Annotated in this window: 1 protein-coding gene (only partly in view); it reads right to left on the bottom strand. The window is 67.1% G+C overall.

What is annotated here, in order from left to right; all coding sequences use genetic code 11:
* Positions 1 to 18774 carry part of the coding region annotated (locus KO481_RS29915) for a T3SS effector HopA1 family protein (RefSeq protein WP_215921721.1) on the bottom strand (this coding region is incomplete at its 3' end). Its footprint extends 12899 nt past the window's final position, so 18774 of the 31673 annotated nt are shown.

Here is an 18774-nt window from a genome sequence, read left to right as displayed (position 1 = left end):
GAGGCTGCCGGTTCGGTCTCAGGGTCCTGTTCCGGGTCGAAGGCGTCGACGACACGGTTGATCAGAGCGACCCGATCCTGTTCCCCCTCGGCCGCAACGGTGCCGAGCTGCGCCTTCAGATAATCGGCGAACTTGGATTTCGCGTCGTCCGTGCCCAGCTGGTCGAAACGTACCCACACCGGGCGCTGCCAGTCCGGGACCTCTACGGCATCAATGGGCGCGCCGTGGGCGGCGAACAGCTTGTGAATCCGGTCGATGGACTTGCGATCCGTGTGCTGCGCAAACGAATTCAGCACCGTGAGCTGCGCCGGAGAGCATTTCTCGTACTCTCGGTTCACCCAGGCGAGATTCATCATGGTTGCCGCATGGGCCTGCTCGTCGAGTCGCCGGAGCGCCTCCGCGTCGAGCTGCCCATCCGTCCCCCGCTGCAGCGCCAACGCGCGGGCTCGGTCGTATGCGGCGCGGTACATGGCGACCTTTGTGGCGCTACCGACCTTCGGATCCCGATAGGCGGGGTCGCCGAGAATCGGGTTGACGCCATCGAGCTGCGGCGTTTGGAAAGTCTGATCGGTGCTGATGTTGCCCCACAGGTCGATCGTGATGCCCCGGGCGCTGGAGAGGATGCCGTTGAAGAGGTCTTCGATCGGGTGCATCGATTCGCGCGTTGCGAACGGCGTTTCCGGCGTGTCTCGGACAACGTCACCCGCCTCGACGACGACGTGGGTGGCGTAGCCCTTCTTGTCGGCGGCAAGAGGGTCGACGGGGGTCCCGTCAGGGAGGGTGCCGCCGTAGATGTTCGCGGAGAAGAAGAGGCTCTTGAATGTGGTGTTGGGGCGCATCGCCGCGAACATGTTGTGCAGGCTGCCGTGCTGTCCGATATCGACCAGTGCGACTGTCCTGCCCAAGCTGTCCGGCGGGAAGCCACAGCTATCCAGCTTCGCGTTCAGCATGGCCCAGGCCCCGTGCACCTCGGGACCTGGGGTCTTGGGGCGTTTGTAGGCAAAGGCGGACGGATCCACGAAGCGGTCGACCTTACCCTTGGCGTCGGTGACCCCGTCCGCGGCAAGCCGTCGGGAGACCGGAACCACGATGACGTGCTTTTTGCAGAACTCCGGATCCAACGCGTACCAGAGCGTGGCGTACATATAGCCGTCGCGGGCCAGGCACGCGATGACGGTACCCGGCTCCTCCTCGACAAGCTTTTTGCAGTCCTCGAGCATCTCGATCGCCACCTTGAGCAGAATCGCCGAGAAGTCTTCGGCCACGTCGTATCCCAGGCCGATCTTTGCCTGCTCGATCGGGTGGCTGATGCCGAACTGGTCGTACACGTCCTCGAGGGTCTGCTGTCGCAAAGCCGGTCGGGCGGACTTCGTCCACGGTGTCCTCCCGGTTGGTACGGGGCGTGGCGAGGCCATGACGTCCGGTTCGGCGCCGGGCGGGGTCGGGGGGCCGTGGGCGGAGTGGTCGTCGCCTGGGTCGTGGCCGTCGGGGTGGTGGTCGGCGCCGAAGCGGATGGTGTTCGGGGGTGTGTGGGGCGTGGCGCCGGTGAGGTGGAAGGGCTGGCCGACGGGCATGTCGGGCGTGCGGTGATAGGTGAGTGTCCAGAGGCGTCCGGTTTCGTTGTGGGTGCTGCCGGTGAGTTGGGGGAGGGTTTGGAGGTTCTTGCTGGTTTCGGTGGTGAATTGTTCTTGGCCATGGGTGTTGGTGCCGTGGTAGGTGATGGTGTGGCCGTTGAGGTCGAACTGGTGCCGACCGTGGTCGTCGGTGCCGAGGTGGGTGAGGGTGTAGGCGTGTCCGCCGATGTTGTGCGGGTCCGGGGTGGTGGTGTGCCGTTCCTCGAGCAGTAGGGCGGTGATGGTGGCATCGGGGTGTTGTTCGACGTGGGCGATGAGCCCCTGGATGAGTACGGCATGGGCGGTGAGCGAGGTGTGGTCGTCGGGATGTGTTCCGGGGTGGATCAGATCTGGTTGGGCGTGCGGGAAGCTCGGGGCCATCTCGTTCCAGGACCAGCCGCCGAGCCGGTGGGTGTCGGTTGTGATCGGAGTAGCCACGGTGCCCTGGTGGGCGTTGAGGTGGCCGACGGCGATGGGCACACAGTGATTGATCGGTTGTGCCGTTGCGGTGGAGGAGCTTTCGGGAGATTCCTGTGACTTCAGCGCATTGTCGATCAGCGCGCGTGCGGACTGCTGCCGTTCGAATTCCTGACGCGCCATATGGCGGAGCCACCCGGCGGGGTTCAGGCCTTGCGGGACTGCCCAACCGCTCGATTCGGCGCGCAGGAACACCGCGTTGTTGAGGGCCTGTGCCCGCTGCAGCACGCGTTCGGGGATCGGGGTGCGGGGCTGCACGCCCAGCATGGTGAGGATGTGGCCGAGCATCTCCCGGCCGTATTGCTTGCGCCGTTCCTGGAAGTCCGCGGGGATGTCTCGCTGCTTGCGGGCGTGGGCGGGCGAGCGATGTGAGAGTTGTTCTCGGCGAGCCGGTTCGGCTGTGGGAGTCGGTGGTGTGCGGTCGGAGCCGGTGCGCGGGCGCGGGCTCTCCGTGTGGGTGCGTTGCTGTTCATCGGGTTCCGATTTCGTTGGCGCGGGTGTGTGATCTGTTGCACCGGTGGTCCGATCCGGTTGATCGACGGCTTGGGGCGGGGCGTGGGTATCGTCTCTCGGCTGCGGCTGCGGCTGCGGCTGCGGCTGCGGCTGCGGCTGCGGCTGCGGCTGCGGCTGCGGCTCGGGTTCGGGATGTGGGTGCGGCGCCGGTTCGGGCTCCGGCTGTGGTTGTGGTTCTGGCTCTGGTTGTGGTTCCGGTCGCGGCGGCAATTCTGGCTGGGGCCGCGGCTGTGATTGTGGGGCGGGAGCATCGTGTGTGGTGGTGCCGGGCGCGGCGTTGTCCTGCGGGATGATCATCGCGGTGACGACCAGAGCGTCCTCGATCGTGAACCGTCCTCGCACGATCGTTGGCAGTCCGTCGAGGGCGGTCGGGTCGTCGGTCCGCACGTGGGCTTCGAAGGAGCCGGACTCGGGCAGGAAAGCAATGTCGATCTCGGCAGGGTGCAACCGTCGGCCGATCAGGGGCTCGTACGCGTTGATGGTGCTTTCGATGGCGGAGAACAGTGGGGCGGTCGCGGAGTTGTTCTTGACGTCGATACCAACCGATCGTGCCTGGCCGGCATCGACAACGATTGCCGCAGAGTAGGTTCCGGTTTCGACGGTGCTGCCGACCACCCCATCCGGCCAGCGCGGCCGGCCATCGGGCTCGATGTCGATCGACTGGTCGCTCAATCCGGCCGCGTGTAGTGCGCGGTCGACGCACAGCGCCGTGTTGTGACGTGGAAGACGCCCCGCGCCGCGTACCTCCGCGGTGTGGACGGTGGCCGGCACCACGGTGGCGATCGTGCCACCGTTCACGGTGGGTTCGGCTGCGGGGGCGGAAGCGGATGTCGTCGTCGGTCTCGCCGTGCGCGGGTCGATGGGACCTCGGACGCTCCACGGTTGTGCCGAGGACCCGTCCGATGCGGGTGTTCGAGCGGCGCCATGCCCCGGGGGGCGGCCCCGTAGTTGTTCCGGATGTCTGCGGTGCAGGAATTCGGGTAGTTGCAAGCGGGCGGGTTCGACGACGCCGCCGCGGTTGGTGAAGTAGGCGACGAAGGCCTTCTTGTAGTCGGTGTAGGAAGGGGTCCAAGCGTTCTTCCCCGCTTCGTCTCCCGCGTAGTTGCGTACGTGGATGGTGGGGGCGTCGCTGTCGGTGCCCTGGGCAAGGGCGTCGTTGTCGGTGTCTTCGATGAGGGTGTCGAAGACGAAGATCTCGTCCCCGACACCGACGACGTAGTGGATGTGCCCGTCGACGACGACGGCGGCTCGGTCGATGTCGTTGGTCTTGTCGAGGATGGTCTTGACGGCTTTGGCTACCGGGTCGGTGCCCTTGGTTCTCATGGGGCGGAGTTGGGCGCGCAGGGTTTCCTCGGTGATTTCCCAGTTGTCCTCGGCGTTCCAGCGTGGGTCGGCGGTATCGGGTTGGGGTGTGTGGTCGTCGCCGAGTGCCCAGTGCATGCGTGTGATGAAGCGGGCGCAGTTCTCGACGACCTCGCGGGTGGGCACTTCGGGCGCAGGTTCGTCGGATTCCGGCTGGTCGAGAATGGCCAGATTCTCCGGATCGGGCGAGGGCAGCGACTTGGTGAGGCGCCAGCGCAGTGCCAGCAGAGCACGGCCGAGTTTCGCGGTCAGGCCGCGTCCCAGTCTCAGCAGCGGTGGAAGCACACTCGCTGCGACGACCGCGCCGGCGCCGGCCAGCCCGGCCTGGGTGATTCCGTGTGCCGACAGCTCGGCGCCGTCCAGCAGCGGACCTACGGCCGACCCGACCAGCCCCGCCAAGCCCATCGCGGCGCTCGTGTGGTTGAACATCATCTTGTCGGGAAGAACGCTCTGCAGATAATTACTGAGTTTGACGTTCATGGCGACGCCCGCGAATCCGATGGCGGCGGCCGCGAATCCGGCGACGCCCGGATCGGTGGTGCCGCCTTGGAGCCCGGCAGCCACCGCGAAAGCGGCGAGGGTGTACGGGAACATGGTGGGCGCGTCGATACCGGCGCCCCATTTACGCACCGTGAGTCCGCCGGCAACGGCACCGGCAGCACTCACGCTGAGTATCGCGCCGGAAATCCACGGCGACCCGATGTGTTCGACCAGGGAGATATTGCGATGGTTGAGCATTGCGAAGCCGGTGTTGGCGAGCGCGATGATCCCGGTATAGCCGCGCAGGAACGGGTCCCGCCACACCACTTGCGTGCCCTTGCGGATATCGCTGATGAATGTCCGGATGCCGGGTTGCTCGTTCGAGTCGGGAGTCGGTACGTAGTTGCTGAACAGCGGCATTAGTACCAGCGCGCCACCGAATGTGGCGGCGTCCACGAAAAACGGCGAGGCGGCCGCCAGCAGGGCCAGGCTCACACCGGCGGCCTTGCCGCCGACACTCGCGGCATACCCGTCGACTGCATCCAGAGAGTTCATCGCCGTCCGTTGCTCGAGAGAGATCAGGCTCAAGGCGATATTCGTTTTGCTGGCTCGGTAATATTCGCCGGCGATGCCGCCGGCCAGGGTCGTCGAGGTCAGGACCTCGACCAGGTCGGGTCCCTTCAATAAGACCTCGATGCCGGCGGCGCTGGTTGCCGCCAGCCCGGCGATCAGCGAGTTACGCATCGTCTTCACGGGGTCGCGTTTGGCGGCGCCGGCCGCGAGAAATGGCACCACGCTTTTGGGCGCCATGAGGGCTGACGTCACCCACGCCGAATCCATCGGCGAACCGGTCAGGTATTGCACCGCCACCGGCCCGGCCGCGATCGCGGTGGCGCTGCCGAACGCGTTGAGAGCGCTGGGGACCATCAGGTACCGGAAGGGCCGGTTGACGCGGAGCAGTTGCGAGGGGGATACCTCCGGCTTCGATTCCTGCTGGCTCGGCTCGGCGGACTCCGGCGTCGATGTCTCGACCGATTCCTCGGGCGAGTCCGTGTTGTGTGTCTCGGGCTGTTCCGAATTCCGGTCGTCACCGGCCCGCGAGGGCGACGTCTCGGCTGGTTGGGCGGAAGGTTTTTGTTCGCCCGAGTCCGGGGTCCGAGGCTTTTTCGGCTTGCCACACGGCGCGGCCCCCAAACGCAATTCGTCCGGGGGCGGAGTGGTTTGGTCGCCGAGGCCGTGCACGATCTGGCCGCGGACGGCGCCGGGATCACGGCGGTAGAGGACCGCCCACACGGCGTCGGTCTCCCCTCGGGTGCTTCCCGCGAGCTGTGCCAGCGACTTCCGCTCGCCGGAGGACGTACGGAATTGTGCCTCGCCATCCTGAATCCCGACGTAGGTGACGGTCTGGTCGCCGAAGCGGAACTCGTGTTCTCCCACCTCGGTTTCGCGCAGATAGGTGAGGGTGTAGGCGTGTCCGCCGACGTTGTGCTCGTCGGGGGTCCGGCGTTGTTCGAGGACGAGCGCGCTGAACGTAGCCTCGGGCGCCCGGCGGGCCTGATCGATGAGGGTCAGGACGAGTTCGGCATGGCCGGTGAGCCCCTCGCTGCCGTGGAATTGCCCGGGTATCACGGTGTCGTCGTGGAGGTTGTTTCTGAGTTCGGCCCATGACACGCCGTCGACGCGGTCGAGGGAGATGGGGTTGCCGGAGAGGTCGATGAGGACGCCGTTGACGACGCTGCCCTGCGCCGCGGCGAGATCGCGGGCGGCGACGAACGCGCAATGGTTGATCGGACGCCCAGTGCTGCTGGGGTGCAGCACGTTCCGTGGCCCGTTGTCACGGCTGCCGTCGTCTGCGGCCGGGTCGACGGCGCGCGGAGTAGTGCCTGCGTGTCGTGGATCCTGCGATGCGGGAACTGCTTCGGAGGCAGGGCCGAAATTCTTCACCGCGGCCCGGGCGTCGACCAGCCGTTGCTGGGCCGCGGCCAGGTCGGCGAGGTGTTTCAGGATTCCGCCGCGGGGGATCAGCGGGCGGGACAAGACCTTGAGGTAATTGATTTCGGCTTGGCGAAGGGCCTGGTGGGCACTGTCATTCGGGCGGCCGTGCGCGGCGGCATCCGATTCGAGTAGCTTGCGTGCCCGGTCGGCCTGCTGCCAGATCGTCTCGAAGAGTCCAGGCAGTGTTGCGGAGAGGAATGCCAGGAGATGGCGGTCGTCAAGGCCCAGCTCCAGGCGCAGGTCCTGGGAGTGTTCCTGGCTGAGTAGGTCCCGGGCCATCGCGAAGTTCGGTCCGAGCCACGGCATTCCGGTGACGCCCATGATCTGTGAGTCCAGTAGGGGCGCCGCGGCGAGGAAGAGGGCCAGCTCGTCGAGCGTCGAGCCCGTGGGCTTGTGCTCAGGTGCTGTGTCGGTCGCCGGGAAGGTGATCGCGGCGTTGGGGTCCGGGCCGTCGCTCCACTTGGGTGGTGGTGCGTGTCGCTGCGCGAGCCGAACCAGATCGGCAAACCGTTGCGCAGTCGCCTCGCCGTCTCCGAAGAGCCGTCGCAGGTTCTCGGCGTAGGGCTGCTTCAGTTCTGCGCGGATTGAATCTGTCCAATCCACGGTCGGCTCGGTGGGTTCGGCGGTGTTCTGCGGTGTCTCGGGAGTGGTTGATGCGGAATCGTGTTGTGGCGCGGAGGCTGCCGGTTCGGTCTCAGGGTCCTGTTCCGGGTCGAAGGCGTCGACGACACGGTTGATCAGAGCGACCCGATCCTGTTCCCCCTCGGCCGCAACGGTGCCGAGCTGCGCCTTCAGATAATCGGCGAACTTGGATTTCGCGTCGTCCGTGCCCAGCTGGTCGAAACGTACCCACACCGGGCGCTGCCAGTCCGGGACCTCTACGGCATCAATGGGCGCGCCGTGGGCGGCGAACAGCTTGTGAATCCGGTCGATGGACTTGCGATCCGTGTGCTGCGCAAACGAATTCAGCACCGTGAGCTGCGCCGGAGAGCATTTCTCGTACTCTCGGTTCACCCAGGCGAGATTCATCATGGTTGCCGCATGGGCCTGCTCGTCGAGTCGCCGGAGCGCCTCCGCGTCGAGCTGCCCATCCGTCCCCCGCTGCAGCGCCAACGCGCGGGCTCGGTCGTATGCGGCGCGGTACATGGCGACCTTTGTGGCGCTACCGACCTTCGGATCCCGATAGGCGGGGTCGCCGAGAATCGGGTTGACGCCATCGAGCTGCGGCGTTTGGAAAGTCTGATCGGTGCTGATGTTGCCCCACAGGTCGATCGTGATGCCCCGGGCGCTGGAGAGGATGCCGTTGAAGAGGTCTTCGATCGGGTGCATCGATTCGCGCGTTGCGAACGGCGTTTCCGGCGTGTCTCGGACAACGTCACCCGCCTCGACGACGACGTGGGTGGCGTAGCCCTTCTTGTCGGCGGCAAGAGGGTCGACGGGGGTCCCGTCAGGGAGGGTGCCGCCGTAGATGTTCGCGGAGAAGAAGAGGCTCTTGAATGTGGTGTTGGGGCGCATCGCCGCGAACATGTTGTGCAGGCTGCCGTGCTGTCCGATATCGACCAGTGCGACTGTCCTGCCCAAGCTGTCCGGCGGGAAGCCACAGCTATCCAGCTTCGCGTTCAGCATGGCCCAGGCCCCGTGCACCTCGGGACCTGGGGTCTTGGGGCGTTTGTAGGCAAAGGCGGACGGATCCACGAAGCGGTCGACCTTACCCTTGGCGTCGGTGACCCCGTCCGCGGCAAGCCGTCGGGAGACCGGAACCACGATGACGTGCTTTTTGCAGAACTCCGGATCCAACGCGTACCAGAGCGTGGCGTACATATAGCCGTCGCGGGCCAGGCACGCGATGACGGTACCCGGCTCCTCCTCGACAAGCTTTTTGCAGTCCTCGAGCATCTCGATCGCCACCTTGAGCAGAATCGCCGAGAAGTCTTCGGCCACGTCGTATCCCAGGCCGATCTTTGCCTGCTCGATCGGGTGGCTGATGCCGAACTGGTCGTACACGTCCTCGAGGGTCTGCTGTCGCAAGGCCGCCGCGACTGAATCACTCGGTACGGCGGCCGGCGGGCCGGTGAGCGGCATTGAAGGAAGCGCGTGCGGGTCCGTCGGCGCCCGGGATTCGCCGTCGTCCATCGTGAACGGTGTGGTATCCGCCTGAGGCACAGTGACGGTGGAGGTGGGCGGCGCGGAGGCGCTGTCGGCCCCTCCGGAGGAGCTGTCCGGTGCGTCGATGTGCGCTTCGATGAGTGGACCGTCTGCCTGCACCCCGGGCTCGCCCTCGCCGTGATCCACGGGTGCGAAGTCGGCAAGAAGTACCTCATGGGATACGACCCGTGCCGTCTGATAGCGCTGTGTGCCGGGATCGTGGAACATGATTCGCAGTTCGCGGCCGACGGCGCCGTCGTTCCCTTCGGCGTGGACGTTCTCGGTCCGGATTCGATACGTGACCGGATGCCTGCCTGCCTCGGACGTGAGGAACGCCCCCGGGTAGACGGCGGCGAAGCTCTGGCATGCCGATTCGACGATGTCCTCGGGCCAGCCATCGGCGTACATCTGCCGTTCGAGCGCGGCCCGTTCGGGGGCGATCCGTTCGAGACTGCTGCCGCTGAAGAAGTCCAGCAGGGCGGCCTCGGTGAACTGCTCCGGGTCATCCTCGGGCGCGCCGATGTCGCGCGGGATTTCGTCGAAGTAGTGGACGGTAGCGGATCTGCTTCTGCCCGTAACGGTGTCGGTGATCTGTACGCGAACAGTGCGGTCGCCGACCGCGTTCGTCACGATCCGAGCGACGAGGTCGACCATGCCCTCGCGTTGCTCGATTTCCTCCCCGATCACGGCGACGATCTCGCGGATCCTGTTGGCGTCGAGCCAATCCTCATGCGCGAGCAGGGTGCCGAGTTCGGCAGCGGGATCGTCGTCGATCGAGGCAGGGCCGTCGTCCGCGGCGGCCGAACCGGTGGCGAGGGTGATGTGAGACCACGCGATAATGCCGCCGTTCGGCTGAGATTGCACTCCGTAGCGGTCGCCGGATTCGGGATCTACAGCCTCCGGACCCGGTTGCGGGAAGGCGGCTGGGGAGTCGCTTGCGACGTTGATCTCTACGCGGGTCTGGTCGGGATCGAGAAGTATCCAGTAGGTAGGTGTGCGCGAAGCCTCCGCGGCGAGTGCCGCGGAGTACAGTTCGGCGAAAGCTGTTGTTGCGCGGTTGATCACGTCATCGGTCAGCCCGGCCCAGGGGCGTGCTTCGGCGGCCCGGTGCAGTCTTTCGGACACCCGTGCCGCCTCGGCGCCCACCTCGACGGCCGGGGTGCGTTGCTCGGCCATTGCCGGCGGCTGCTCGTCCGAGAAGCGGTACGGTCCCGGCGATACCCCGGCGTCGAAGTACCGGACCGAGGTCAGGGTGTTGTCCTGAGCGGCGATCCCCGCGTGACCGACGATCTCCAGGCGAATGGCCCTGGTGCCGACGATTTCGACAGCGATCTCGATGCCGGTTCTGGTGCCGGCAGGGGCAGTATCGACGACGCTGGAAACGATCGTGGCCACGTGGATTCTCTGCGTGGGATCGGGCCATTGGCGAAGGAACGCCTCGACCTGCCGACTTGCCTGCTCACCGGTGAGGTCGTCGTCGACGACGATGACCAGCCGCCTCGGCCGCTCCGGATCCGCACCCGCGTCGTCGCCGGGCGGGGTGCCCGGACCACCGGAGCCGTCGTCGCTGGAATCGGCCGACGCACCGCCCTGACCGTCCGGCGCTCCCGTGCCGGGTGTATTTCGGGCGGCCGTCGGCGCATCGGAACCATCGGTGGCCTGCTCGGCGGACGAGTGGTCCGGATCCGGTCCGCCCTCGTGTGCGTCCGCCGTCTTCGGTTGCGGCAAGGCGTCGTGCGACGACCAGGGCGTGTGTCCCGGTGTTTCCGGCTCCGATGAATCGAGCGCCGAGGCGGTTTCGGTTCCAGGAGTCGTCTTGGAAGGTGTAGACGGCGCGGGATCCGGCAGGGGCGTGGGCTGGTTCCACGGCGTACCCGAATCCCCGCCCGACGCCGGACGCGCTGCCTTCGAAATTTTCTTCGCGGCGAGTCTGTCGGCGGCGCCCTTCCACGGCACCTTGGACTGCGCACGCGCCGAGGTGGTCTGATCGCTGCTCCACGGAGAACCCGTTGTCGTATCGGCTGTTTCGGGGAGCACATCCGTGGCGGGGGCGTCGATCACCGACCCAGGTGGTCCGGTGATCCTACCGCGCGGCTTGTCGGTGAGATCGGCTCCTTCGGGCTGCGTCTGGGCCTCGAGTTGCTGGTTTTCGTTGTAGGCGTACGTGATTGCCCAGGTCTTTTCGATGAACTTGTAGGGCTGCTTCGCTTTCCATTCGCTGTAGGGGACCGGGCCGTGGACGAGAGGATCGAAGACGTAGACGCCGTCATACGGGTCGTCGGGGTTCTCCTCGCCCTTCCGGATGGGGAGTTTGCTGATCCCAAGGATGTGTTGTCTGCCGTGCTGGCGGACGACGACGAAGGCTGTGTCCGTGGGGTTCTCGTCGTCGGCGATCCGTGCGGCGAGTTCGTCGATGTCCGTGCGGGCGAATTCGCCGCGCAGCATGTGTTCGATCTGCTGGTAGGGCTGGAGGGCGGGGTTGTCGACCGGCGCGGCAACGGGGATGCCCACGGATCTGGCGGTCGCGATCGTGTGAGGGACGCAGGGGCCGGCATTCAGGTCCACCGTGCCGAAATAGTCTTCCGGATGATGCTTGTCGTAGGGGCTGACGGCGAACCCCGCGAGCAGCCGTTGGATGCCGGACAATCGCTCCCCGTGACCGTTGCCCTCGAACACTGGACGCGTGGCCTCCAGCGCGCGCAGATAGACGGCTATGTGCTGCCTGGTCAGTCCGTACCGCGCCAGCCGCGCCGCCGGGCCGTCGGCCGCCGGGGCGTCGAACGGGCGCGGCCACGGATACTCGCCGACACCCTCGGGGCCGAAGGATTCGGCGTAGCCGGAAACGATGAGATTGCCGAGGCGGTCCACCTCGAGGGTGCTGCCGAGCAGCCGGATCAGTTCGTGCCCCACCGCGAGGGGGAGCAGGCGATCCACGAGCAGGGGCAGGTCCTGGCCGTTGTACTGGCTGGTCGACAGCCATTCGTTGTAGACGTCGTTTGTGCCCGGCGGCCGGTATATCCGCCGCACCTGGGCGCCCAGCGCCCAGAAGACGGCGGTGGCCTCCTCGACGTTGTCCCCTTGGTCGCGCCCGGGATACACGGTGCGGCCCAGGGTGTCGCCGTTGTTGTAGGTGACCTTGTATGAGACGGCGAGAAACGGCTCATCGGGCACGGACGAGCGGAAGCGGGCCTTGCGGCGGCGCGCGGGAAGGCGGGAGATTTCAATGCTGTGCTTGACACCCGAGGCCGCGGCGGCCTCGACCCGCTCCGCGAAGGACCCCGTATGCCGCGGCCTGCGCAGAGTTTCCATCAGATCGAGCAGGAGGGCATCGGATTCGATTGTCGTCGAGGACAAATCGACGGGGGCCCCGGTGGTGTACCGGCCTTCTCGATCGACCTCGACCCGCAGGTAGGTGATACGGATTCCGGCCTCCCGCGCCTGCTCCACCATGAACCGCGTGTCCTGGTCGACGACGGGCCGACCCGGGGTGAACAGTCCGGGCAGGTCCGGGGTGGGCGCGGCGAGAACGAATGTGCCCCTGCGCAGATCGATGCCGAGGAATGAGGAGAGCGGGTAGGCGCCGTGTTCGGTCAGCGCGCCACGGGCTGCCAGGATCGCCGCGGCGGAACGGGCGAGCTCCCCGTCCTCGCAGCGCTGGCGCAGCCGAAGAGCCGTCGTGGCGATGCGGGTGAAGAGTGCTGTGCGCCCTCGATCTCGCTCGGTGGCGGGCGCTCCGTCGGTGCGCGCCTGTCCGCGTGCCCAGTCGTGAATTCGCTGGGCCATCTCGACCGTCGGATAGCTCTCGTCGCCCAGGACCACGTCCAGCCCGGTGAGATCTGCTGGACCGCAGGCACTCTCGGACTGGATGAGCTCTCGTGCCCAGTCCGCGAAATTCCAGAGGAACTCGCCGAGATTGCGCTGCATCTCGGCCAGCCGGTATCGCACCGTGCCGGGCAGCCTACCTGCCGTCGCGGGCTCGTGCGGAAGGAGCGAGGTGTCCGGTTGCGCCGTGGCCGCGGATGATTCGGCCATCTCCTCGATGACATCGTCCGGAAACTCCACCAGGTTTTCGGTGAGGTTGGACAGGGACAGAATCTTGTCGCGGCGCTTGGCATGTGCGGTGGCCGCCGGTATCGGCGGAAACTTCGCGGTGGCCAACTCGATGATATTGCAGCCCATTTCGTCTGCCAGCTGCGCCCAGAGGCGCTGCACATAGTGCCGCTGCCGCGTCAGGGTGAGGTGGTGTACCAGGCCGCTGGACATGGGCAACCAGATCTTCGGTGCAGCGGGAGTGGTCGCCGCGAGCGCGTCCCGGAGCCGTTTCAGCAGTTCGGGCAATTGGGTCAGCGCGAACTCGCGGCGGTCCAGATCGTCGGGCAGCCCGCGAAGTAATGGCGGGGACTCCGGCCGTATCGTCGCGGCTTTCGAGGCTGCGATCCATAGCCCCCGGTGATATGCGATCGTGCGGCGCGCCCGCGTGATCTCCTGCTGCCACTGTGTGCCGTCGATGACGTCGTCGGCCAGCTCGTCCGGATCGATGCCCGCAACCACCGCGTACAACTGCACCTCGGACCACGTCCGCGCCAGGACGGCACGCCAATCCTGGCTCGTATCAGGTTGCGCGGTAGGATCTTTCGAGGTTTCCAGGCCGTCGTTGTCCGCCTCGCGGTCCGACGGCGACGACGGTGAGCCCGGGGCGGGCGGACCGAGCGCGGGCATTGCGGCGCCGCCGGATTCGCTTGTTTCCCGCTCCTGTCCCTGCCAGAGGATTCTCCGGAGGTGATACCTGATCTCGTCGAACCGATCCTCGAGGCCCAGCCCGCGGAATCTGGTTCTCGCCTGCTCGGCGGCTTCGTACAGCTCCTCGATGGCCTCCTTGGCTACTCCGTGGGAGAGATATTCGAACTCGACGTTGCCGTGGTCGCTCAGGTGCGACAGCGGCCTCAGAAAAAGCTCATGCCCCTCACCCGCGGCGTAGCCGGGGCGCAGGGCCAGCGGGTAGTTGGTGCCGATGAGCTGACCGTCGTAGCTCATGCGCAGGTCGCTGCCGTGCGGCCGGGTCACCGCGTTCATGACCAGATGTGGCAGGGCCTCGCGCGACGGTGCCAGCGGGCCGGCAAGCGGCAGCAGCGCAGTAGGTTCGACGAAGTAGGACCACAGCTCTCCCAGCTCCTGCGGCAGTTGCGTCGGCGGCCGGAGCTCCATCAGGACACCGGCGCCCATCGCGGACGCGAGAGCTGCCACGGCCCTGGCCGCTTTCGCATATTCCCCGCGCGCGTACGTTTTCAGGGGCAGTGTGTCGCCATTCCCGAACTCGATCCACCGCACCCGGTAGATCGCCGTTCCGTCCTCCTCGGAATACTCCTGCGCGTCCGACCAGGCGACGACGCCCGAACGCATCGCGGCGTCGATCCGCTGATGGAACGTCCGGCCGTCGCCGCGTCCGTTCATCCACTCCGCGATCCGGCCGATCTCGGCCGCGCCCTCGACCGCGGGTAGCCGATCTTGCAGGGTAGGGGCGGATTCACTGCCGGTGATGGTGCTGTTGCCGTCGGCGCCGGTATCGACCGTCCGGAAGGTGATGCCCGTGCCCGCGGTGTGAGCCTGGGCGACTATCCGGCTCGCGGCGGCGGTCAGAATCGGGTGCTGCTGCCATTGCGGTGCGGCGACAACGATGCCGCCGGTTTCGGGGTCGAACGCGACGCCGTTGGCCAGCGTCCGCATGCCCTTCTCCCCGAACCACCGCAGGGCGGCCAGCATTCCGGCGGCCGCGCGAAGACGCGGGAGCAGCCCGGTGAGCTGTGCTAGGCGTCCGGCCTCGAGGACGATCCGGTTCGCACGCGCGGTCTCGACGCTGTCGAGACCGCGCGTGAGGATCAGATTCGTTGCCCAGTCGGCGAGTTGGGCTCCGCTCAGATTCGACGGCGGTGTCTCGCCGAATATTTCTGAACTCCATTGCCGGATATCGGTGCGGCTGGATTCGATTCGGCCCTGTAGGTCGGCCAGCACCCGGCTGGCACCGTTGGACGGGGTTGCCCACGGGCCGGGCTCGACGGGAAACAGCAGCGGCGATGTGGCGGCCTCGAGTAGCGGCCTCCCGATCCGGTGTCGCAGCTCGTCCAATTCCCGTGCCAGCAGGTCGTTTTCCGTGTCGAACCGCTCCTCTGGGAGATCCAGCCTGCCGGCGAGAAGCTGTGCTGTCCCGTCGTCCACGGGATACAGAGCGTTGAAGCTGCTCAGGATCGCCTGTCGCAGTTGCTCGAATCGCTCCAGTCCTGGCAGGCCGGTCTGGAGAATCGCCGCGTCGGCAAGGTCGACGACGGTGCACCCCAGGATGTCCGCCAGCGCGCGCCAGTTCTGCTGGATGGCCTGCCGCCGTTCGTACTGGCGGAATTCGCCGAGAAGTTCCATTCGCGCCGCCCGTGTGCGCCGCGGGGCGAATCGGCAGGCATCGACCAGTCCGGGAAGTTGCCTCAGTGCCGCCTCGCGGCGCAGCAGGTCGTCGCGGAGGAAGGTCAGCAGTTGCCGGTAGGGAGTATCGCGAATCTCGGTGTGCGCCAGTTCTCCCGATGCGACGCCGAGTGCCGCGGCCCAGCCGGCCAGTTCATCGGTAACCTGTCGGTGCGCCGCCTCGATCGCCGCATGCCATGCGGCCCGGGCAGATTCCACATCCTCGGTGCTCTCGGAGATCTCGGTCGGGTCGATGCCCGCGGATGCGGCGAGGTTGTCCCGTTGCCGGGCAAGCTCTTCGGGATCCTCGCCCGGCTGCGGCGTGCCAGGCCGCCACGGATTGCCCGGGCCGGAGCCGCCACTCGACGCCGGGGGCGTGCGCGCGGGGAGTTCGGGAGCGGGGGCGGACGAGACGCTCTCGGATGTTGGCCGGGCGCTGCCATCGGACGGTGTGCCGGAGCCGCCGGTCGTCTGTCCGAGCGTGCGGAGTGCTGCCGGACGCGGTGTTTCCGGCGCGCTGCCGCCCGGGGCCGTGCCGCGCGCCCGGGCCGGGGATCCGAGGGCCCAGGCCGCGGGGAAATTCGGGCTGACAGCGTAGACGATGCTCGGATTTTTCCCGTAGTTCGCAGGAGTAGCGCTGCGATTCGGGTCGGCGGTATCGAACGGCACCGCATCCTCGCCGAGCACCCGGTGGTGTATACCGGGAGCGCCCCGGCTCGTGCCCGAACGTCCGCCGCGCGGAGCAGATTCGGGCGACCAGGGTGAGGAGTTGTCACCCTGGACCGACGCGGGTGGCGCGCCGGGTGTGGCTGACCACGGCGAGCCGGTAGGGGGAGAGGGCGCCCACGGTGTGGCGGAGCCGGACCCGCCCGGCTGTGCCGGATCCCCGGCGGAACTACCGTCACCGGGCGTCGGGGGTTGCCTTCGGACGGGGATCGCGCCCACGACGGTGATGTTGTCGGTCCCGTCCTTCTGCCAGGCGTAGCCGGTGAGCCCGGTTATGGCGTTGAGGAGGTTGCCCGGATCCCGGGCCCACTCCCGCAGGAAGATCCGGGCGAGGTCTTCGGCCGAAATCCCGGTGAGTGCAAGGTCTTCGGCCGTCTCCGCATCCATGGCCTGGACATTGCGCGTGGCCTTGGCTTTGGCGTTGAACGGCGCGTTCCAGAGGCCGTCGGTGCACCCGAGCAGCACCCCCGCACCCGCCAGATCGAAGGTCTCGGCGCGGATGGGCTTCCTGTTGCCCTCCTCTTCCCCTAGCCAATAATGCAGACCATGGGGGTTCGTATGCTGTAAACCTGCTTCGCGCAGCTTCGCGGGGTTCAGGGCGTCGACCTCCGACATCCCCGCGGCCACAGCCTCTCCTGCCGGAGTGTCGTCGGTGGTCAGGCATATCGGCTCGCCGCCGTCCAGTGGGAACCAATAGAACCTTGTATCACCGACCGAAACGATGGTGACCGTGGTATGACCGTTCGCCTCCTTGCTCGGCCTCATGATGGCCGAGGCGAAGGTGCCGGTCGGTGGATCTTCCGATCGGGCGTATCTCGGGGTCTTGGCAAGATCGGCCACCGCGTCGTGCGCGTCCGCCGTGGCCTGTTCGATCGACATCGTCGCATCGAAGGGGTTCTCGGGCCGATGCGCCTGCGCCGCCTCCAGCATGGTGGCGATCGCCCGTTCGGTGGCTACCCGCGCGGCGTGATCGCCCCGGTCGCTGCTCGACATTCCGTCCGAAATGGCAATGAATTGGACTGTCTCACCGTCGATTTCGGCGGTGGCGATAGCGAACGCATCCTCGTTGGGATGGCCGTGCAGCTGCCGTCGGCCGATATTGCTGAGGCCCGCGATCGCCGGTGTGCCGCGGTGGTCCAGCTGCTCCGCACGGTGTGGGGCCGGTTCCGGCTCGTCGTCGAAGGTTCGCAGTACGGCCTCGGCCGCGAGATAATCGGCGACCGTCGCCACGACATCGACCCGGCCCCTGGTGTCGTAAGTGGTTGCGGGGCCGTACGGTTCGAGCCACTGGTCCGCGCTGTGCAGGAGTTCGACGAGCAACTCGAACCGGTGCTGAGCGACGACCGGTGTGGCGGGGTTCTCCAGCGCCTGCAGCAGCTCGGTCAGCAGCTCCCTGATGGACCGTGCCGTCCGCGCTTGTATGAGATCCGGGTGGTTGAGGTTGCGTGGATCGGCACGGAGGGACACTCGGGCCACAACCCTGCGAACCTGTTCCGTGCTCGGTGCCGCCGCGCCAGCCATCTGCTCGAGCGAGACTGGTGCGCCCGCGGTGAGGTCGGCGAGCGTGGCGGCAACCTCGGCGGCTTTCGAGTAGGCAGGTTGGGTGGCCGCCGGGCCGGTCTCGGATGGCTGAGCCCAAAGTTGCTCATAACGCTCCCTGAGCTGCTCGGCGCGGGCTGTGAACGCTTCGAGAGCCGGTCCGGCGCCGTTCTGGGCGCCGAGCACTGCCGCCACCGCCTGGTAATGGCCGACCAGGAACTCGAGCTCTGCCTGCTGAGTGAGCTCTACCGGATTACCGGCGGTCACGATGGCAGCCAGCTGCCCGAGGTACTTGTCCCGGCTGGCCAGCCGGTCAAGACGCTCCCGATCCCGTTGCGAGCGAGTGTCTTTCGTCTTGGACGCTGCCTCTTTCGCCCGCTGGGCGTCCTGGTATTCCGCCGCGATCGTGCCCTGGACCGCCCTGAACTGCTCGATGTCCACCCGGGCCAGCAATTCGGCAACCGACATGCCGCTGTCGGTCGCGCGGATGGCGGGGATGCGAGTCGGGTCCGGGTCGTTCGCCAGCAGCCAGGGGTGGTCGGGGTCCACACCGAGTTCGCGCAGCGCGCGGTGAGTTTCGGCACGGAACATGTCGAAGTCGCCGGCCGCGTCGAGCGTGCATCGCAGCGCGAGAAACACCGCCGCCGAGCGGATCCCGCTGAAGCTGTTCCGGCCACCGGGGTCCTCGGCCCCGATGCTCACGCCCGGTACCGCCAAGGGGTACGAACCGGCCGGTAGAGACTTGGCGAACGTCACCGAGCGACCGGTGCAATAGTCCTGCAACCAGGCGCCGACGCGCTCACCGTCCGCGAGATCCTCGACGTAGATCACGATGCGATCGGCGACGTTTTCGAATGCCCCGGCGACCTTCGCGGTTGGCACGCCGGGGAACCGTTCCGGCTCGTAGAGCACCTCGTGCAGCAGAGCGGCCATCAGCGCCGGTGCATCATCGGGCTGGACATTCACGATGACGCGAAACCGCGCCGGTGCGGTGCGGCTGCCGCGGTAGAACTGGAAGTTCTGGACGATATCGGCCAGCCTGCTGATCGAATCGACGGACGCGGGGCTGATGTCGTGTTGACCGAGCGCCTCCGCACGCACCTTCGCCGGCGGACGTTCCGGCGGGAGCTGCCGAACCTGCTGCAGGATTTCGTCCGTATAGGACTGCGGATCGGTAGCCGCATTGGCATCGGGCGCGGCGCGAATCATTCGGTAGACATCGGCTTCGGACTGTATGTCCGCGCGGGCGTCCCATACCGACCGCTGGAAGACCGTGAAGCTTTGTGCCGATGGGTCGAGTGGCTGGTGGTTCTCCGGTGTGCCCGCGCCGATGCGTAGGTCCGGGGCTGGTAAGGGCAGGGGGGTACCGTGGGTGTCGGTATGGTCGCCGAAGCCGGGCAGGTGTTCTCCGTTGTGCCAGGCGATGGCCCAGGTGGCAGCGGTGGTTTCGGGAGTGCCGCCGGTGAGGACGGCC

This window comes from Nocardia albiluteola, assembly GCF_018860155.1.
GTDB classification, from domain to species: domain Bacteria; phylum Actinomycetota; class Actinomycetes; order Mycobacteriales; family Mycobacteriaceae; genus Nocardia; species Nocardia albiluteola.
Note: the sequence above shows the minus strand (reverse complement) of the source record. Positions and strands in the feature narration are given on the sequence as shown.